The organism is Aeromonas bestiarum (genome assembly GCF_028751155.1).
In the GTDB taxonomy this organism is placed as follows: Bacteria; Pseudomonadota; Gammaproteobacteria; order Enterobacterales; family Aeromonadaceae; genus Aeromonas; species Aeromonas bestiarum.
Map to the genome: position 1 here is coordinate 1,719,329 of NZ_CP064746.1, position 19,559 is coordinate 1,738,887.

A 19,559-nucleotide genomic window follows, 5' to 3' on the forward strand; every position below is an offset into this window, starting at 1 on the left:
TATCAATCGGCCCGCTACGAATTCAGGTTCGGAAAATAATAATTGCATGGCGCCAATACATTTTATTTGGCAAGCGTTCTGGGTATTTATAAATATAACGAGGTGATTCATGAAAAAAATACGTTCCCTGTTTTTGCTGGCGGCGCTTCCGCTGGCTCTGATGACATCGGCCGAGGCCCAATCCAGCCTCGCCGCCATTCAGAGTGCCGGGGTGATCAAGATAGGCACTGAAGGGGCCTATCCCCCGTTTACCTACCACGATAAGAGCGGCAAGCTGGTGGGTTTTGACGTTGAGATTGGCGAGCTGATCGCTCGCGGTCTCGGGGTGAAACCCGAGTTCATCGAAGGCAAGTGGGATGGGCTCATCGCCGGGGTGGATGCCAAGCGCTACGATCTGGTGCTCAACGAAGTGGCCATCACCCCTGAGCGGCTGAAGAAGTACGACTTTTCAGACCCCTACATCACCTCCAAGGCGGTGGTGGTGGTACACGGCGACAACGGCACCATCAAGAGCTTCGCGGATCTGAAGGGCAAGAAGTCCTCTCAGTCCCTGACCAGCAACTTTGCCCAGCTGGCCAAAAAATCGGGGGCCGAGGTGGTGGCCACCGAGGGCTTCAACCAGTCCCTTGAGCTGGTGCTGACCGGGCGGGTGGATGCCACCATCAACGACAGCCTCTCCTACCTGGACTTCAAGAAGCAGAAGCCGGATGCCAAGTTGAAGGTGGCGGCGACCGAGCCGAAGGGGGATCAATCGGCCGCCCTGCTCGCCAAGGGACAACCGGAATTGCTGGCCGCCATCAATCAGACGCTGCGCACCGCCAAGCAAGACGGTGCCTATCAGAAGATATCGCTGAAATATTTTGGCACTGACGTCTCGAATTAATAACTTGGCCGAATAATAACAATAAAGGGGAATTAACGTGCCAGCCTGGTTGCAGTTAATGATCGACTCTTTTTGGCCCCTGCTCAGTGCGGGGCTTATTTTTACCGTGCCCTTGACCCTGATCACCTTCGTATTGGGAATATTGCTCGGTTTCCTGGTGGCACTGGCAAGATTATATGGTCCCGCTCCGCTGGTCGCCTTGGTCCGCTTCTATGTCTGGCTTATTCGGGGCACGCCGCTGCTGGTGCAGCTCTTTCTGATTTTTTATGGTTTGCCGAGTGCCGGCATAGTGCTGGATGCCTTTACCGCCGCCGTCATCGGTTTCACCCTCAACATAGGTGCCTACAGCTCGGAGATCATCCGCGCCACCCTGGCCGCCATCCCCAAGGGGCAGTGGGAGGCGGCCTACTCCATCGGCATGAACTGGCCCCAGGTGATGTGGCGGGTGATCCTGCCGCAGGCGGCGCGCATCGCTGTGCCACCTCTCTCCAACACCTTCATCTCGCTGGTCAAGGACACCTCGCTGGCGGCGGCTGTGACTGTGCCCGAGCTGTTTCAGGCGGCCCAGCGACTCGCCTCCGTCACCTATGAGCCGCTCATCCTCTATGTCGAGACGGCCATCATCTACCTGCTGTTCAGCTCTGTGCTCTCCACCCTGCAAGACAGGCTGGAGCGCAGACTGACCCACAAAGAGACCCGGGAGCTTGCCCTATGATCCGATTGAGCGGCATCGAGAAGCAGTTTGGCGCTCAGAAGGTGCTGAAGGGAGTGGATCTGGCCATGGCGGCGGGTAGCGTCACCGCCCTGATAGGCCCCTCCGGCAGCGGCAAGAGCACCTTGCTGCGCTGCGTGAACCTGCTGGAGCGACCGGACGCGGGGCTGCTGGTGCTGGGGGGGAGCGAGCTCGACTTTGCCCATCACCTGTCCCGCCAGAGCGTGCTGAGCCTGCGTCAGCAGACCGGCATGGTGTTTCAGAACTTCCAGCTGTTCCCGCACATGACGGTGCTGGAAAACGTGATGGAGGGGCTGGTGACAGTGTTGAAGTGGCCCAAGGAGAAAGCGCTGGCGCGCGGCTTGCAACTGCTCGACAAGGTGGGGCTCAGCCACAAGGCCGAGGCGGTGCCCGCCACCCTCTCCGGTGGCCAGCAGCAGAGAGTCGCCATAGCCCGGGCGCTGGCACCGGCGCCCAAGGTGCTGCTCTGTGACGAGCCCACCTCGGCGCTGGATCCCGAGCTCGCGCTCGAGGTGGTGGCCGTGCTGCGCCAGCTGGCACGTGAAGGCACCACCATGCTGATCGCCACCCATGACTTGCGTCTGGCGTCCCAGATAGCGCAACAGGTGATCTTTCTGGAATCCGGCGAGGTGGTGGAGGCGGGCAGTGCGCGCCAGATGTTCACCACTCCCAGGCGGGCCCGCACCTTCGAGTACATCTCCACCCTGACCGAGCGGTTGCCGGAGAGCTGGAGCATCTAGCGGCGCTTGCCCGGGCGACAGCCATATAAAAAAACAGCCCCGCATCTGCGGGGCTGTTTGCTTGGGGAAGCCTTGGACGGCAGCTTACACGGCCAGGTAGTCCATGATCCCCTCGGCGGCCTTGCGGCCCTCGTAGATGGCGGTGACCACCAGATCCGAGCCACGCACAGCGTCGCCACCGGCGAACACCTTGGGGTTGCTGGTCTGGAAGGCATGTTCGGCCTGCTCGGGGGCCTTGATCCTGTCCCGGCTGTCGAGCTCGATGCCGTACTCCGCCATCCAGGGCTGGGGGTTGGGCTGGAAGCCGAATGCCATCACCACGGCATCGGCGGCCAGCACCTGCTCGGAACCCGCGATCACCACCGGATTGCGGCGGCCGTTGGCATCCGGCGCACTGAGCTCGGTGCTCACCACCTTGATGCCGCAGGTACGGCCATGGGCATCGAGTTCGACGCCGACCGGCTGCAGGTTGAACATGAATTCCACCCCTTCCTCCTGGGCGTTCTTCACCTCCCGCTTGGAGCCCGGCATGTTCTCGGCATCGCGACGGTAGGCGCAGATCACCTTGTCGGCGCCCTGGCGGATGGCGGTACGGACGCAGTCCATGGCGGTATCGCCGCCGCCGAGCACCACCACCTGCTTGCCGGCGAAGTCGATGTAATCGGCCTGTGCCTTCTCAAAGCCCAGCAGCCGGTTGGCGTTGGAGATGAGGTAGGGCAGGGCGTCGTACACGCCAGGGGCCGTCTCGTTCTCGAAGCCACCCTTCATGTACTTGTAGGTGCCGACCCCGAGGAAGACGGCATCGAACTCGCCGAGCAGGTCGGCGAAGGTGACATCCTTGCCCACCTCGGTTTCGAGGCGGAACTCGATCCCCATGCCCTCGAAGATCTCGCGCCGACGCTGCATCACCTCTTTTTCCAGCTTGAAGGAGGGAATGCCGAAGGTGAGCAGGCCACCTATCTCGGGGTACTTGTCGAACACCACTGCGCTGACACCGCTGCGCGCCAGCACGTCGGCGCAGGCGAGCCCGGCCGGGCCTGCGCCTATGACGGCGACCCGTTTGTCTGTCTTGATCACCTTGGAGAGATCCGGGCGCCAGCCCATCTCGAACGCCTTGTCGGTGATGTATTTCTCGATGTTGCCTATGGTGACGGCGCCGAAGCGATCGTTCAGGGTGCAGGCACCCTCGCAGAGGCGGTCTTGCGGGCAGACCCGGCCGCACACTTCCGGCAGGCTGTTGGTCTGGTGGGAGAGCTCCACCGCCTCCAGGATGCGCCCCTCGTTGGCCAGTTTCAGCCAGTTGGGGATGTAGTTGTGCACCGGGCACTTCCACTCGCAATAGGGGTTGCCGCAGTCGAGGCAGCGATCCGCCTGCATGCCGACCTGGGCCTGGTTGAAGGGCTCGTAGATCTCCACAAACTGGATCTTGCGGATCTTGAGCGGCTTCTTGGGCGGGTCGACCCGCTGGACATCGATAAACTGGAATACGTTCTGGCTCATAGGGTTCCCTCCTTATTGCGCCTGGATTCTGAGTTCTGCACTGGAACGGCTGGTGTGGCCAAGCAGGGACTTGACGTCGCTGGACTTGGGTTTGATCAGCCTGAACTTGGGCACATAGGCGTCGAAATGGGCCAGGATCTCCTCGGCGCGCGAGCTGCCGGTCTCATTGAGGTGCGCCGTTATGATGCCGCGCAGGTGCTCCTGGTGGATGGCGAGATCCGCCACGTCCAGCAGTTCCACCAGCTCGGGGTTGGTGCGCTTGGCAAAGTTGCCGCACTCGTCCAGCACGTAGGCGAAGCCGCCCGTCATGCCCGCCGCGAAGTTGACGCCCGTGGTGCCGAGTATGGTGACGATACCGCCTGTCATGTATTCACAGCCGTTGTCGCCAATTCCCTCGACCACCGCCAGGGCGCCGGAGTTGCGCACCGCGAAGCGCTCGCCCGCCGTGCCTGCCGCAAACAGCTTGCCGCCGGTGGCGCCATAGAGGCAGGTGTTGCCTATGATGGCCGCCTCGTGGGACTTGAACGCCACGCCCACGTGGGGTTTGACCACCAGCTTGCCGCCTGTCATGCCCTTGCCCACATAGTCGTTGGCGTCACCCGTGAGTATCATCTCGAGGCCACCCGCGTTCCAGACGCCGAAGCTCTGGCCTGCGGTGCCGTTGAAGTGAACCTTCACCGGATCGGCCGCCATGCCCTGGTTGCCGTGGCGTTTGACTATCTCGCCGGAGAGACGGGCACCCACGGAGCGATCCGTGTTGCGGATGTCATAGCGGAATTCGCCGCCAGACTTGTGCTCGACCGCCTCCAGCAGGTCTTCCACCATCTTGAGGTTGAGCGGACCCTTGTCGAAGGTCGGGTTGTGCTGCTGGCTGAACAGGCTGGAGCCTGCCGGTGCCACCGGACTCGCCAGCAGGCCGGAGAGATCCAGCTTGGCCTGACGAGCGGTGAGGCCTGGCAGGGCCTCAAGCAAATCGGTGCGACCGATCAGATCCGTCAGCTGGGTCACCCCCAGCTGGGCCATCAGCTCGCGCGTCTCCTCGGCGATGAACTGGAAGTAGTTCATCACCATCTCCGGCAGGCCGGTGAAGTGCTCGCGGCGCAGCTTCTCATCCTGGGTGGCGACGCCGGTGGCGCAGTTGTTCAGGTGACAGATACGCAGGTATTTGCAACCGAGCGCCACCATGGGGCCTGTGCCGAAGCCGAAGCTCTCGGCGCCGAGGATGGCCGCCTTGATGATGTCCAGACCCGTCTTGAGGCCGCCATCCACCTGCAGCCGCACCTTGTGGCGCAGGCCGTTGGCCACCAGCGCCTGCTGGGTTTCAGCCAGGCCCAGCTCCCAGGGGGAGCCGGCGTATTTGACCGAGCTCAGCGGGCTGGCGCCTGTGCCGCCGTCATAACCCGAGACTGTGATGAAGTCGGCATAGGCCTTGGCCACGCCGCAGGCGATGGTGCCGACGCCGGGCTCGGAGACCAGCTTGACCGACACCAGACAGTCCGGATTGATCTGCTTGATGTCGAAGATGAGCTGGGCCAAGTCCTCGATGGAGTAGATGTCGTGGTGCGGCGGCGGCGAGATCAGGGTCACACCGGGCACGGAATAGCGCAGTTTGGCTATCTGGGCCGTGACCTTGTCACCGGGCAGCTGACCGCCCTCGCCGGGCTTGGCGCCCTGGGCCACCTTGATCTGCACCACGTCGGCGTTCATCAGGTAGTGGGGGGTGACGCCGAAGCGCCCCGAGGCCACCTGCTTGATGCGCGAATTTTTCTCGGTGCCGAAACGCTTGGGATCTTCGCCACCCTCGCCCGAGTTGCTCTTGCCGCCGAGCCGGTTCATGGCCACCGCCAGTGCCTCGTGGGCCTCAGGGCCCAGCGCGCCTATGGACATGGCGGCGGAGTCGAAGCGGGGGAACAGCTTGGCCGCAGGCTCGACTTGCTCCAGCGCCACCGGGTTGTCGACCTTCTTCAGGGCGAGCAGATCACGCAGGGTGGAGACAGGGCGCTCGTTCACCAGACGGGCGTACTCCTTGTAATCGGCGTAGTCGCCGGAGCGCACCGCGGTTTGCAGGGTCTGCACCACGTCCGGGTTGTAGGTGTGGTACTCGCCACCGTGGACAAATTTGAGCAGGCCGCCCTGGGTGAGGGACTTGCGCGCCAACCAGGCCTGACGGGCCAGATTGAGCTGATCCTGCTGGATGTCGGCAAAATCGGCGCCCTGGATGCGGCTGGAGACGCCGCGGAAGCACATGGCGACCACGGCGCTGGAGAGCCCCACCGCCTCGAACAGCTGGGAGCAGCGGTAGCTGGCGACCGTGCTGATGCCCATCTTGGACATCACCTTGTAGAGCCCCTTGTTGATGCCGTTGCGGTAGTTGAGCATGGCCTGGCGCAGGCTCATCTTGAGCACGCCTTCCTCGACCTGTTTGGCTAGGGTTTCATAGGCCAGATAGGGGTAGATGGCGGTGGCGCCAAAGCCCAGCAGCACGGAGAAGTGGTGCGGATCGCGCACGCTCGCGGTCTCCACCAAAATGTTGGCGTCGCAGCGCAGGTTGTTGTCCACCAGGGTGCGTTGCACCGCGCCCACCGCCATGGCAGCCGGAATGGGCAGGGTATTGGCGCTGACGTCCCGATCCGACAGGATCAGCAGCACGGTACCGCCGCGCGCCTTGTCGGCGGCGTCCTTGCACAGCCGTTCAAGGGCCGCTTGTAGCCCCTCTTCCGGCTGGTAGTTCAGGCTCAGCACCGCATGACGATAGTGTTCCCCTTCCAGCGCCAGCAGCTGATGGAAGTCGGAGTAGAGCAGGATAGGCGACTGGAACAGCACCCGGTGGGCGTGGCCGAAGGTCTCGTTGAAGACGTTCTGCTCGCGCCCGATACAGGTGGCCAGCGACATCACGTGGTTTTCCCGCAGCGGATCTATGGGCGGGTTGGTCACCTGGGCGAACATCTGGCGGAAGTAGTCATACAGGGTACGCTGGCTGGAGGAGAGCACCGCCATCGGGGTGTCATCCCCCATGGAGCCGACCGCCTCCTGGCCGTTCTCGCCGAGCACGCGGATGATTTGATCCAGCTCCTCGTAGGAGTAGCCAAACAGCTTCTGATAGGTCTTGAGCTGGTCGTCCGAGAACTCGCGGGCGCCTGTGCTGGCGTCATCCATCTGCTCGAACGGCACCAGCCGTTTGCAATGCTTGTCCATCCACTGCTTGTAGGTGTGACGGCTCTTGAGATCGTCATCGATCTCGAAGCTGGTCCACACCTTGCCGTTGCGGGTATCCACTACGAACAGCTCGCCCGGGCCGACCCGGCCCTTCTCCAGCACCTCGTCCGGGGTGTAGTCCCAGGTGCCGACCTCAGACGCGAGGGTGATGAACTTGTCCTTGGTGATGACATAACGTGCCGGGCGCAGGCCGTTGCGGTCCAGCGCGCAGGTGGCGTAGCGGCCATCTGTCATGACGATGCCGGCCGGGCCATCCCAGGGCTCCATGTGCATGGAGTTGAAGTCATAGAAGGCGCGCAGGTCGTCATCCATGTTCGGGTGTTTTTGCCATGCCGGCGGGATCAGCAGGCGCATGGCGCGGAACAGGTCCATGCCGCCGGCCAGGAAGAGGTCCAGCATGTTGTCGAGGCTGGAGGAATCCGACCCAGTGGTGTTGACAAAGGGGGCGGCCTCTTGCAGATCCGGGATGAGCGGAGTGGCGAACTTGTAGCTGCGCGCCTTGGCCCACTGGCGGTTGCCGGCTATGGTGTTGATTTCGCCGTTGTGGGCCAGGTAGCGGAACGGCTGCGCCAACGGCCAGCGCGGGCTGGTGTTGGTGGAGAAGCGCTGGTGGAACACGCAGATGGCCGCCTGCATGCGAATGTCGGCGAGATCCAGATAGAAGCGCGGCAAGTCCACCGGCATGCACAGTCCTTTGTAGACTGTGACCAGATTGGAGAGGCTGACCACATAGAAGTAGTCGTCGCTGATACGCTTCTCGATGCGGCGACGCACTATATAGAGGCGGCGCTCGAGATCCTTGTCGACCCAGCCGGGGGGCGCGTTGACAAAGACCTGTTCGATGCTGGGCAGGGAGGCTTTGGCGATGGGACCGAGCACATTGGTATCGATGGGCACCTTGCGCCAACCGACCAGACTCAAGGTCTCTCTTTCCAGCTCCTCGTCTATGATGTCGCGGGTCTGCTGGGCCAACAGGGGGTCCGGATTCAGGAACAGCATGCCGACCGCATAGTTGCGGCCCAGATGCCATCCTTTCTCTTCGGCGATCGCGCGATAGAAGCTGTCCGGTTTTTGCAGCAGCAGACCGCAGCCATCGCCGGTCTTGCCGTCGGCAGAGATGCCGCCGCGGTGCTGCATGCGAGCCAATGCTGACATCGCGAGACGGACAAGCTTGTGGCTGGCTTCACCTTCCATGTGGGCCAACAGGCCGAAGCCACAGTTATCCCTCTCCAGCTTTGGATCATATAGTGACATTGCATTTCTCCCTTGCTCGGCCTTGCATCGCAAACTGCATAAATTGCGATTGGCTCTTGTGGTTCCGTCCGCCTGACGTGGCGAATCTCCAAACTAATGGGATTTTTCGGCAAGGTCAATTGGACATCCCGGCTGTTTTCATTATTACAAAGTCATAACAAAATGTCGGGGTGCGGGTGTATATGGGGCTTGAAGTGGCTATTGCTCTGGCTGTTTTTATTTTTGCAGGATTTAATACTGATATCTTGGGTTTTGTTGGTTGACTCAGTGGGGGCAGTGATTTGTAGTAATTTTACCAATCAATCCGGCCAGTGAGAGGTGGCGATCACAATTACGCACCCTGTGTCTTGCATTTGTCGCCAATGAGGCTATGAGGAAAATTTCATTGCTCAACAGGTGGTTAGCTGGTCGTTATGCGGTTGTGGCCTGGGCGCTGTTTTTAGCTGACGGGTTTCGAAAGCGTCAATAACTACCTACTTGCAGATATTTATCCAAATATTGGTGAATATTTATATGTTTTCTGACCCTCGCCTCCCTTGATCCAGCTCAGCGCCCTGTTTGTGCAAGCTCGTACAATGGCGCTCCTTTAGCGGAGGTGTCATGCAGTTACACGAACTCGTCAATACATTCGGTCAGGATCTCAAGCAACGCCACGGCCAGAAGATCCACAAGCTCTCCATTCACGGCGCTTTTACCTGCCCCAATCGGGACGGCACCCTGGGCCGCGGTGGCTGCACCTTCTGCAATGTCTCCTCTTTTGCCGACGAGTCGGCCCAGCAGCTCTCTGTGGTGCAACAACTGCTGGCGCGCCGGGATGAAGTGACCCGTGCCAAGCGCTACCTCGCCTACTTTCAGGCTTATACCAGCACCTATGCCGAGGTGGAATATCTGCAGCGCATGTATGAAGAGGCGCTGTCGGTCAGCGACATGGTGGGCTTGTGTGTCGGCACTCGCCCCGATTGCGTGCCGGATGCAGTGCTGGACTTGCTGGCCGGCTATCAGGCCCGTGGCTATGAGGTATGGCTGGAGCTGGGGCTGCAGAGCGCCAATGACAAGACTTTGCAGCGCATCAACCGCGGGCACGGCTACGTGGCCTATGCCGATGCGGTCGAGCGGGCCCATCGGCGTGGCATCAAGGTCTGCGCCCACCTGATCGTCGGCCTGCCCGGTGAAGTGCCCATGGACAGCCTGAATACGTTGCACCGCATAGTGGAGGCGGGCGTGGAGGGGATAAAGCTGCACCCGCTGCACGTGGTGGAGGGGAGCACACTCGGCAAGGCCTGGCAGGCAGGACGGTTGGAGGTGCTGACTCTGGAACAATACGTGGAGGCGGCGGTGGCCATGATCCAGCACACGCCCCCCGAGGTGGTCTATCACCGCATCTCGGCCTCGGCTCGCCGTCCGACCCTGTTGGCGCCGGTCTGGTGCGAGAATCGCTGGACAGCCATGGCCGATATTGCTAGTGAACTGGCTCGCTCCGGCGCTCAGGGACATAGCCTGGGGCGACCTTTTTCCCTCGCAGGATGTATTGAGTGAGCAATCAAATTTCGTCAAAAAAACAGAGGGTTATTAGATGAAATTCAGTCTTTGCAGTATAGTTTCGGTAAAATTGTCTTGATATAGTAGTGGGCTTGAAAAAGATATCATTATCAATAAGCTTGTGTTATTTCCAATTTAGGCGGGATATATCGGACATGGCGCCATCTTGTGTCGCTATCGAGTGCCGATCATGCCGTACCGCCTTTGGGCATAATGCCTCTCAGGTCTGACGATGACATCCAGTGTCATTTACCTGTGCTTTAACGTTAATCAGGCTGTTGATCTCTGCTGTGGAGTCCGGGTTATTTATTCCACGAGATCGCGTTCGCCGGATAGCGATATGTGACCACCACAGTCGGCCTAATCATGCAGTGACAGGATGCTATGCAAGCAGAAACTAACCGTATTGATGAGTTGTTGGAGTGCCTGGTCTTCCTGACCCGCTTTTATGGCGTACCCAACAGCAGGGATGCCCTGACCACTGGGTTGCCGCTGGTGTCCGGCCTGCTGACCCCGAACCTGTTCAGTCGCGCCGCCGAGCGGGGGGGGCTGTCTGCACGGGAAGTGATCCAGCCTCTTGCCGATATCTCCTCCCTGTTGTTGCCTTGCGTGCTGCAGATGCGCAACGGCGGTGCCTGCATACTGCTGGAGTGGAACGAAGACAGAACCCAGGGCAAGGTGATTTTTCCTCAGGCAGGGGATGCGGCCGAGTGGCTTGGCATAGCCCAGCTGGGTGATGAGTATCTGGGCCGGCTCTTCTTCGTCAAAAAACAGTTCAAGTTTGATGACCGTTCCCCCAAGGTGCTGGAGACCCGTGATGGACACTGGTTCTGGAGCACCTTGTTTGAATCCCGTGGCATCTATCGTGATGTGCTGATCGCCTCCATTTTGATCAACCTGTTTGCGGTGGCCAGCCCGCTGTTCACCATGAACGTCTATGACAAAATCGTGCCCAACCTGGCGTTCGAGTCGCTCTGGGTGCTGGCGGTGGGCGCCATGGTGGTGTTTACCTTCGATTTCGTGATGCGCCAGTTGCGCAGCTATTTTATCGATATCGCGGGCAAGAAATCGGACGTGCTGCTGTCGGCCAAGATCTTCGCCAAGGTGATGGGCATGCGGATGGAGTCAAGACCGGCCTCTACCGGCGCCTTTGCCAAACACCTGCAGGAGTTCGAATCAGTGCGGGAGTTCTTCACTTCCGCGACGGTTTCTACCCTTATCGATCTGCCCTTTGCGGTCTTCTTCCTCTTTATCATCTGGATGTTTGCCGGCGTCATGGTGGTGGTGCCCATCGTTGCCATGTTGATCCTGGTGGCCTACAGCTTCTATATCCAGGCGCCACTCAAACAGTCCATCGAAGAGGGCTCGCGGCTCGCTTCCCAAAAAAATGCCAACCTGATCGAGAGTATTTCCGGGCTGGAGACCGTCAAGATCTTCGGTGCCGAGAGCATGTTCCAGCATCGCTGGGAACAGGCGGTATCCCATATATCGACCTGGGGCGTGCAGACTCGCCGCATCACCAACTCCATGTCGTCCCTGGCCAGCTACATCCAGCAGGTGGTGACAGTGGGCCTGGTGATCGTCGGTGTCTATCAGATATCGGAAGGGCTGGTTACCATGGGCGGCATGATCGCCGCCGTCATGCTGTCGAGCCGCGCCATCGCCCCCATGGTGCAACTCTCTGTGCTCTCCACCCGCTACAACCAGGCCAAATCCGCGCTGGAGATCCTGGAGAAGATCATGATGACGCCGGGCGAGCAGGAGGAGGGCAAGCAGTACATTCATCACCCTGTCATAGCCGGCCGGATCGAATTTGATAATGTGTCGTTCAAGTACCCAGGGATGGAAAGCAGCACACTGCACAACATCAATCTGCGGATCGAGCCGGGCGAGAAGGTGGCCATCATAGGCCGGATCGGGGCGGGCAAGACGACCCTCGAGAAGATCCTGATGGGCCTGTATCGGCCGACCGATGGCTCGGTGCGCATCGACGGGTTCGAGCTGGATCAGCTGCCGGCATCCGTGATCCGGCGCAACATAGGCTGTGTGCCACAAGACGTGACCCTGTTTTTTGGCTCGGTGCGCGACAACATAATGCTTGGCAACCCGCTGGTGGACGATGTGCGGGTCATGCGTGCGGCCAAACGGGCCGGGGTGACCAACTTCACCAACCGGGACCCGAACGGTCTGGACCGCCAGATAGGCGAAGGGGGGCGACAGCTCTCCGGTGGTCAGCGTCAGGCAATCCTGCTGGCCCGGGCCCTGCTCAACGATCCCCCCATTCTGGTGATGGACGAACCCACTTCCAACATGGATAACCAGTCAGAGATGCAGGTCAAGCATGAGCTGGCACGACTGGGACCGGAGACGACCCTGATCCTCATCACTCACAAGACCTCCATGCTCGATGTCGCATCTCGGGTCATCGTCGTGGAGCAGGGGCAGATAGTGGCAGATGGACCCAAAGAGGTGGTGTTGCAACAGTTGAAGGAAGGCAAGGTGCGAGTGCAGGAGGCGTCCAATGGCTAGATTTGGCCTGTTCAAGAAGTCGCCGTCCGATACTGTGCTGCCTGCCCCCGAGCATCTGGAGTTTGTCGACGATGGCGCCGCCGCCGTCCTGCTGACTACCCCGACCCGGGCAAGAGCCTTGCTATGGGCCTGCTTCCTGTTCTTCATGAGCGCCATCATCTGGGCAGCCTGGGCTGAGCTGGACGAGGTGACGGTCGGGCAGGGCAAGGTGATCCCGTCCCGTCAGTTGCAGGTGATCCAAAACCTGGAGGGTGGGATCGTCAAGGAGATCTTCGTCAAGGAGGGGGATATCGTCGAGAAAGGGCAGCCGCTGCTGCGCATCGATGACACCCGTTTCCGTTCCGATTTTCGGGAGCGTGAGCAGGAGCTGGTGATCCTCAAGGGCGATATCGCCCGGCTAAGGGCCGAGATCCAGAGTGTGGTGGTCAAGACCGCGCCCAATCTGGGTTGGCGTGAGCAAGTGGCCATTGACAAGCAGCCGATCGATTTTCCTGATGGATTCGAGAACGTGTTTGCCGAGTACGTTGCGCGTGAAAAGTCGGTACAGGATGAGCGACTCAACAACCTGAACAACCAGCTCTATATACTCGGCCAGCAGATCGAGCAAAAAGAGCAGGAGACCATAGAGCTCAACGCCAAGATCAGAACCGTCGGGCGCAGCGTGGATCTGGCTCGTCAGGAGCTGGATATCAGCCGCCCGCTGGCCAAGGAGGGGATAGTACCTCAGGTCGAGCTCATCAAGCTGGAGCGTCAGGTCAACGAGATGCAGGGGGAGCTGGAGAGCAACCGGCTGCTGATCCCCAAACTCAACTCAGTGCTGCGGGAGACCATCTCCAAGCGCAACGACATAGCGTTGAAGTTTCGGGCCGACTCACAGACCGAGCTCAACGAGCGGCAGGGGAAACTGAGCCAGCTCTCCGAGGGGCAGGTAGGGCTGCGGGACAGGGTCGACCGTACCAGCGTGATTGCGCCGCTCAAAGGCACCATCAAGAAGCTCAAGATCAATACCCTTGGGGGTGTGGTGCAACCAGGGATGGATCTGATGGAGATAGTGCCGCTGGAAGACACCCTGCTGGTCGAGGCCAAGGTCTCCCCGAAAGACATTGCATTCTTGCGGCCAGGGCTCGAAGCCGTGGTCAAGATCACTGCCTATGACTTCACTATCTATGGAGGATTACATGGAAAGGTTGAACAGATAAGTGCCGACTCCATCCAGGATGAGGAGGGGAACTCCTTCTACCTGGTACGAGTTCGCACCGAGAAAAGTTACTTGGGCGATGAGCTTAACGCACTTCCCATCATCCCCGGTATGTTAGCCAGTGCAGATATTATTACTGGTAAAAAAAGTGTCCTAGACTATTTGCTTAAGCCGATATTACGGGCTAGGCAGTCGGCACTGAGAGAACGATAAGCCAACAATCTAAAAACAACATGACTGGAGATACCATGAAGAAGACGATTGTTGCCATGTTAGTAAGTGGCGCCGTGCTGTTCCCGGGCCTTACCCAGGCTCAAACGCTGGAACAGTCAGTGGCACAGTCACTGGCTACCCATCCGAAAATCAAGGAAGCTTTTGACCTCTATCAGGCTCGACTGTATCAGCATGATGGCGCCAAAGGCGGTTATTACCCCACCATAGATCTGCGCGGTGGTGTCGGTTATGAAAAGACCGACAGCCCGTCCACCCGTGCAGCAGGTGCCAATTCGACCACCATAGATGACTCTATGACCCGTAAAGAGGCCGGGATCAGCCTGCGTCAGATGCTGTTTGACGGTTTCAATGTCAGCAGCAACGTGGCCCGGACCGATGCCGAAGCCAACGCTCAGCGTCTGGCCATGATCTCCGAGGCGGAGAACACGGCGCTGCGTGTGGCTGAGGTTTACCTCAACATGCTGCGCCAGCAGGAGATCCTGGAGCTGTCCAAGCAGAACCTGGAAACCCATGAGCAGATCCGCAGCGACATCAGCAAGCGGACCGACTCGGGCCTGGGCTCTACCGCAGACCAGACCCAGATCGATGGTCGTGTTGCCCGTGCCTATGCCAACCAGGCTGCCGCCGAGAACAACTACCGCGATGCCGAGAGTGAGTTCATTCGTGTCGTCAACGAGATGCCAAAGGACCTGGTACAACCCGTTCCCAATGGAGAACTTGTTCCCGCCAGTCTGGATGCCGCATTGAAAACGGCTACCGAAGTGCACCCGACTCTGCTCTCCTCCCTGCAGGATATCGAAGCGGCCAAGTACCAGCATGAGGGCTCCAAATCCGGTTTCTATCCGAATGTGTCGTTCGAAGTGGATCAGAACTGGAACGAGGATATAGATGCGGTCAAGGGGCATAACGACGATCTGACCGCCATGGTGCGGATGCGTTACAACCTGTTCCGTGGAGGATCTGATCTGGCCGAAAGCAAGGCAACCTCGGCCCTTTACTCCCAGGCGAAAGACATTCACATGAATGCTTTCCGTCAGGTTGAAGAGGGAACACGCCTGGCCTGGAACGCCAAGGAGTCGCTGACCAAACAGAAGACCTTCCTGAAAGAGCACGTTGACGCCAGCTATGACACTGTACAGGCGTACAAGAAGCAGTTTGGTCTGGGCCAGCGTACCTTGCTTGACGTGTTGAACACCGAGAACGAACTGTTTGAGGCGCGCCGCAGCTACATCACCGCCGAGTATGACGCTCTGCTGGCTGACTATCGCATCCTCAACGCCACAGGCAGTTTGCTCAACGCGTTTAACGTCCAGCAGCCGGCCGACTGGCAAGCTAAACAGTAATGGAGATCGCATCAGGCTTGATGCGATTGAAAGGGATGGTTGCAGCCGTGCTGCCGCCATCCCTTGTCTCTCACTGTCACCCTAGACCGGGGCAGTGACTGTCATTGGATGCCAGAGGATGAGCGTGACTGTGTGGTGGAAGGCAAGCGGTTGCAGCAGGGTGTCAGCCTCAGGGTTGGGCCGGCGTTTACGCGCTCGCTGGTTGCGTTACTCGCTGTGGTTGCTGCTGGTTTCACTTCCGCTGCTGCTCTGTGCCAGTCAGCCTCTGACACCCGAAGATCTCAAATTGGTCCAGCGCGCTCAGGAAACCTATGGGGTCAGGGCGGGCAAGCGTGTGACGACCTGGCGTACGCTGGTCATGCAAAATCGTGCTGCAGGGCTGAACGAGCGCCAGAAGCTGGAGAAGGTAAACCAGTTTTTCAACCAGATGCGCTTCATCGATGACATCAAGTTGTGGCGCAAAAAAGATTACTGGGCCACCCCGCTGGAGTTTTTGGGGGCGGCAGGCGGTGATTGCGAAGACTTCAGCATTTCCAAGTATTTCACCCTGCTGGAGCTTGGCATTCCGGATGAAAAAATGCGGATGGTATATGTCAAGGCATTGGATTATAACCAGTTTCATATGGTTGTTGCCTACTATGACACGCCTTCCTCTGTGCCTGTGATTTTGGATAATTTGATCGGTTCGATCCGCCCTGCCAGTCAGCGCAGGGATCTGGTGCCGATATACAGCTTTAACGGTAGTCACTTGTGGTTGATGAAGGCGCGTGGCCAAGGGGAACTGGCCGGACAGTCGTCACGCTTGGGATTATGGAGTGATTTACGCAATCGCATGACTTCAGGGCGATTGGCTCAGCCTGTGGTGAATTTGGATGATTAACCTATGACGCTCTACAGACAATTATTGGCAACCATGTTGATCCTGTTCGGATTGTTGTTTGCGGCCACTTATTGGGTGCAGTTCAATTCGACTCGAACCTATCTGGCGCAGCAACAGGAAACCACCGTCATCAATACCGCTACTTCGCTGGGGCTGGCGCTTACCCCGTATTTGGAAAACGGTGACAAGGTGGGGGCTGAATCAGTGATCCAGGCCATCTTTGATGGTGGTTATTACCGGTTGATCCGGCTGGATCTGCTGGCTTCCAAGGATGTCATCGAGCAGGAGAACACCAATAACATTCAGGGTGTGCCGCAATGGTTCATTGGTCTGGGTCTGTTTCCCGAGGTATCCAACGAGTCAATTCTGACGTCAGGCTGGCTGCAACTGGGCAAATTGAAAGTAGTGGGTCACCCGGGGCAGGCCTATTACGAGCTGTGGCGAGGGATGAGTGAACTGGCAAGCTGGTTCCTGATCGGTTTTTTGATCACCACCATTTTGTTGATGAGAGCACTGAACTATCTGCTCAAGCCGCTCAAACAGATCTGTGAGCAGGCGGTGGAGATTGAACTGCACCACTTTGGCCACGCCATTCCAGAACCGAAGACCCACGAGTTGAAACAGGTGGTGCAGGCCATCAACACCCTATCCAGCAAGCTGGCGCTGCAGTTTAAAGAGCAAGCGGAAGAGGCCGAAAAATTGCGGGAGCGTGTCTATGTGGACGCCGTTTCCGGCTTGGGTAACCGGGCCTATTTTGTCGGCCAGGTCAACGCATGGATTGCCGAAGCGGGGCAAGGTGGAGTCATGCTGGTGGCGGTTGATATGCTGGATGACCTGTACCGTGAAGAGGGCTTTGCCGCGCGGGACAACATGGTCAAGTCGATAGCACAGACCTTGAAAGAGCAGTTGAAGGGTTGGGATGGCTCGGCTTTGGCACGGATCTCCGCCACGGAATATGCGCTGCTGTGTCCTACCGATGATCTGGCTCAGCTGAAGGAGCTGGCCGAAGCCATCAACGCTCGTATTGCCGACCTGGTCGTAAATCCCATGGGAGAAGGGGATGCCCTCTCCGTCATCGGTATTGCGGGACGTGACGGTAATGACGATCTTTCGGCCTTGCTGACCAAGGCCGACAACGCCTTGGGCAAGGCGCGCAATGAGCGCCGTGGTGCCGTGGTGATGGAAGGTGGTACCGATCAGGGCTTGATGGGGCGTCTGGCCTGGCGGGATCTGGTGCAAGATGCCATTGTCCGGCACTTGTGGCGCTTCAAGGCCCAGCCGGCTTGCCGTTTCGACAATGGGGTTCGACTGCATGCCGAGTTGTTTGCCTCTATTTCACGCGACGGTACCGACTATTTTGCCGGCCAATTCTTGCCAGCCATCGAGCAGTTCAAGCTGGGCAGCGAGTTTGATCAGGCAGTACTGGATGCCTGCGTGCCCCTGTTTGAACGGCAATCAGATCTGGTGCTGGCCATCAATATCACGGCAGGCTCTCTCTGTTCTGATGAGTTTCTGACCTGGCTGACGGGGTATCTGTCGACTCACGCCGAATTGAAGGACAGGTTGCTGTTTGAGATACCTGAGGCCGCCATCATGAAGCACAAGGAACATGTGACCGCCTTGGTGAACACCTTGCAGGAGCATGGGTTCGAGTGGGGGGTCGATCATTATGGTCGTCACTTCCAGTCTCTGGGGTATCTGGAGGAGCTGGCGCCAGCCTATGTCAAGGTTGACCATGGTTATACCAGTCAGGTCATGGAGCCAGGGGCCGATACCTCCTTCCTGGCCGCAGTTTGCCGCGCCGCTCACAATGCGGGTGTGACTACCATCGCAACCCGTGTTGAGGATCAGCATCAGGTCGAGTTGCTCTCCAAGTTGCATATCGATGGTTATCAGGGCTTCGTACACCCCGCTTTTCCTTTGTCCTGAGCCATTAGCGCCAAGAATGGGCCCCATGAGGGCCCTTTTTTTATGCGAATTAAACATAAGTATTAAGACTTTTAGCTGAGTAATCGCGTAAGGGCTTACTCGAATCCCTATCAAGTGGCTGATTCAACAATATAAAAAAAGACCCTTCGATTTAATGCGCAGCATTGCTCCCAGTTTGAACCCATCTTGTACATTTTTGCAACGGAAGCGAGGCGGACAGGCATCTATGGTGTAGACATCAAGATCTGTCATGTTGGAGCAATGGATATGCGTACCCAAGTAATCGACAAAACCGTGGTGGTTTCTTCTGTTGAAGGCAACGTTCAAATATTGCTGGCCGATGGTAGCAGTCGCCCTCTGCAGAAAGGTGAAATCCTTCAGCCGGGCGCCAAGCTCAATATTGCAGATGACGCCAAGCTGATACTGGCCCCCTATGACGATTCTCCTGCTTCCGCCACGCCAGATGCCGCGGCCCCGGATGCTCCGGTGCCGGGACAGCCACAGGCTCCGGATGCAGGGAGTGCGACCTCTCCCGATATTGCCGCATTGCAACAATCGATCTTGCAAGGGGTTGACCCGACGCAGAACTTTGAGGCATCTGCCGCTGGTGGGGCACCTGCTGCAGGTGGCGGTGGCGGTGGAATTGGTGGAGTCGCCGGCGCCAGTGGTAACGGCGGCTTTGTCACCATAGATAGAACCGGTGATGCAACGATTGCCGCAGCCGGGTTTGACACCACTTACCAGACCGAGCCAGTGGTCGATACTCAGCAGCTGGCAGAACCACTGCTGACCAACGAATTGGCGGATCAAGGTGAGCAGTTGACCGTTCCCGAAGATGGGGTACTGAATGGCAATGTTCTCACCAACACAGTCAACGCTGATGGTCCTGATGCGGCGTCTGTGCTGTTCTTCAGCTGGGGGGATAACGTCAACGTTGTTGTAGGTACCAGCGTCACAATTGATGGTGTCGGCAGCCTCGTCATTAACGCTGATGGCAGTTTCACTTTCACACCTGCCCCCAACTATGATGGCGCTGTACCTCCTGCCACTTATACCGTCACCGATGGCACTGACACGGTTCAGTCAACACTGGAACTGACAATTATTCCTGCCAATGATCTTTCCGATCAGAACGAAAGTGTTGTTGCGACAGAAGACACCCTCATCTCTGGCAACTTGTTGGCCAATACCATCGACAATGATGGACCGCAGGCTCCGTCTGTTACCGGGTTTAGCTGGGGCTCCATCATCAATCCTGCATTGGGCACACCCGTAACCCTGACTGGGGTGGGAACCTTGGTGGTCAATGCCGATGGCAGCTATCTGTTCACGCCAGCACCTAATTACGATGGGCCGGTTCCGACAGTGAATTATACCGTCACAGACGGCACAGACACGGTTCAGTCCACGCTCTCTATTGCCATCACTTCGGTTGATGAGCCGGTTGGGTTGGCTGGTTTGCAGCTGGAAGGCGGTGAGCTGACGCTAAATGAAGCTGCATTGGCAGATGGCAGCAACCCGAATGCAACCGCTCTTACACAAAGTGGCGTGTTTACCTTCAATGCGGCAGATGGTGTACAG

11 protein-coding genes and 1 pseudogene are annotated in these 19,559 nt (G+C 58.5%); 10 read left to right on the forward strand and 2 right to left on the reverse strand.

The genetic code is table 11. From position 1 onward, the window contains the following. The first annotated feature begins 109 nt into the window (after positions 1–109). Genes IU367_RS08170 through IU367_RS08180 form a run of 3 tightly spaced genes read left to right on the forward strand, consistent with a single transcriptional unit; the run spans position 110 to position 2,356 of the window. Positions 110–883 (forward strand): amino acid ABC transporter substrate-binding protein, encoded by a 774-nt coding sequence (locus IU367_RS08170; RefSeq protein ID WP_274453977.1) that lies wholly within the window; start codon positions 110–112, stop codon positions 881–883. Between the two features lie 58 nt (positions 884–941). Beyond that, positions 942–1,598, forward strand: a complete 657-nt coding sequence (locus IU367_RS08175; protein WP_240485632.1) for an amino acid ABC transporter permease — start codon at positions 942–944, stop codon at positions 1,596–1,598. After that, the gene (locus tag IU367_RS08180) at positions 1,595–2,356 is read left to right on the forward strand and encodes an amino acid ABC transporter ATP-binding protein (protein WP_274453979.1); all 762 of its coding nucleotides are present in this window, start codon (positions 1,595–1,597) and stop codon (positions 2,354–2,356) included. The genes IU367_RS08175 and IU367_RS08180 overlap by 4 nt, the downstream gene beginning before the upstream one ends. 84 nt (positions 2,357–2,440) lie before the next feature. On the opposite strand, the gene IU367_RS08185 is transcribed toward IU367_RS08180, so the two are convergent. Both IU367_RS08185 and gltB read right to left on the reverse strand, forming a co-directional pair. Beyond that, positions 2,441–3,856 carry an FAD-dependent oxidoreductase gene (locus tag IU367_RS08185; RefSeq protein WP_274453980.1) on the reverse strand — a complete coding sequence of 472 codons (1,416 nt, stop codon included), beginning with the start codon at positions 3,854–3,856 and terminating at the stop codon, positions 2,441–2,443. A gap of 12 nt (positions 3,857–3,868) precedes the next feature. Continuing rightward, the gene (gltB, locus tag IU367_RS08190) at positions 3,869–8,326 is read right to left on the reverse strand and encodes a glutamate synthase large subunit (protein ID WP_274453981.1); all 4,458 of its coding nucleotides are present in this window, start codon (positions 8,324–8,326) and stop codon (positions 3,869–3,871) included. A gap of 600 nt (positions 8,327–8,926) precedes the next feature. Between gltB and mnmL the strand changes: the two genes are divergently transcribed. From mnmL to IU367_RS08225, 7 genes and pseudogenes are all read left to right on the forward strand, one after another. After that, positions 8,927–9,862, forward strand: a complete 936-nt coding sequence (mnmL, locus tag IU367_RS08195) for a tRNA modification radical SAM protein MnmL/YtqA (protein WP_274453982.1) — start codon at positions 8,927–8,929, stop codon at positions 9,860–9,862. A 387-nt stretch (positions 9,863–10,249) separates the two neighbouring features. Beyond that, positions 10,250–12,394 carry a type I secretion system permease/ATPase gene (locus tag IU367_RS08200; protein ID WP_043139309.1) on the forward strand — a complete coding sequence of 715 codons (2,145 nt, stop codon included), beginning with the start codon at positions 10,250–10,252 and terminating at the stop codon, positions 12,392–12,394. Beyond that, entirely contained in the window at positions 12,387–13,805 is a 1,419-nt protein-coding gene (locus IU367_RS08205) for an HlyD family type I secretion periplasmic adaptor subunit (RefSeq protein WP_043139311.1), read from the forward strand. Before IU367_RS08200 ends, IU367_RS08205 begins: the two co-directional genes overlap by 8 nt. A gap of 35 nt (positions 13,806–13,840) precedes the next feature. Beyond that, on the forward strand, positions 13,841–15,169 hold the full coding sequence (locus tag IU367_RS08210; RefSeq protein WP_043139314.1) for a TolC family outer membrane protein: 1,329 nt from the start codon (positions 13,841–13,843) through the stop codon (positions 15,167–15,169). 118 nt (positions 15,170–15,287) lie between these two features. Beyond that, a complete protein-coding gene (locus tag IU367_RS08215; RefSeq protein ID WP_241280931.1) occupies positions 15,288–16,049 on the forward strand; it encodes a transglutaminase-like cysteine peptidase in 762 nt (253 codons plus the stop codon). A 3-nt stretch (positions 16,050–16,052) separates the two neighbouring features. Continuing rightward, positions 16,053–17,978 carry an EAL domain-containing protein gene (locus tag IU367_RS08220; protein WP_043556504.1) on the forward strand — a complete coding sequence of 642 codons (1,926 nt, stop codon included), beginning with the start codon at positions 16,053–16,055 and terminating at the stop codon, positions 17,976–17,978. 267 nt (positions 17,979–18,245) lie between these two features. Continuing rightward, positions 18,246–19,394: pseudogene (locus tag IU367_RS08225) on the forward strand (retention module-containing protein); the annotation flags it as partial. Positions 19,395–19,559: the final 165 nt, after the last annotated feature.

Coding starts and splice junctions, on each gene's coding strand:
- IU367_RS08170 (WP_274453977.1), top strand. CDS start 110: ATGAAAAAAATACGTTCCCTGTTTTTGCTGGCGGCGCTTCCGCTGGCT.
- IU367_RS08175 (WP_240485632.1), top strand. CDS start 942: ATGATCGACTCTTTTTGGCCCCTGCTCAGTGCGGGGCTTATTTTTACC.
- IU367_RS08180 (WP_274453979.1), top strand. CDS start 1,595: ATGATCCGATTGAGCGGCATCGAGAAGCAGTTTGGCGCTCAGAAGGTG.
- IU367_RS08185 (WP_274453980.1), bottom strand. CDS start 3,856: ATGAGCCAGAACGTATTCCAGTTTATCGATGTCCAGCGGGTCGACCCG.
- gltB (WP_274453981.1), bottom strand. CDS start 8,326: ATGTCACTATATGATCCAAAGCTGGAGAGGGATAACTGTGGCTTCGGC.
- mnmL (WP_274453982.1), top strand. CDS start 8,927: ATGCAGTTACACGAACTCGTCAATACATTCGGTCAGGATCTCAAGCAA.
- IU367_RS08200 (WP_043139309.1), top strand. CDS start 10,250: ATGCAAGCAGAAACTAACCGTATTGATGAGTTGTTGGAGTGCCTGGTC.
- IU367_RS08205 (WP_043139311.1), top strand. CDS start 12,387: ATGGCTAGATTTGGCCTGTTCAAGAAGTCGCCGTCCGATACTGTGCTG.
- IU367_RS08210 (WP_043139314.1), top strand. CDS start 13,841: ATGAAGAAGACGATTGTTGCCATGTTAGTAAGTGGCGCCGTGCTGTTC.
- IU367_RS08215 (WP_241280931.1), top strand. CDS start 15,288: ATGAGCGTGACTGTGTGGTGGAAGGCAAGCGGTTGCAGCAGGGTGTCA.
- IU367_RS08220 (WP_043556504.1), top strand. CDS start 16,053: ATGACGCTCTACAGACAATTATTGGCAACCATGTTGATCCTGTTCGGA.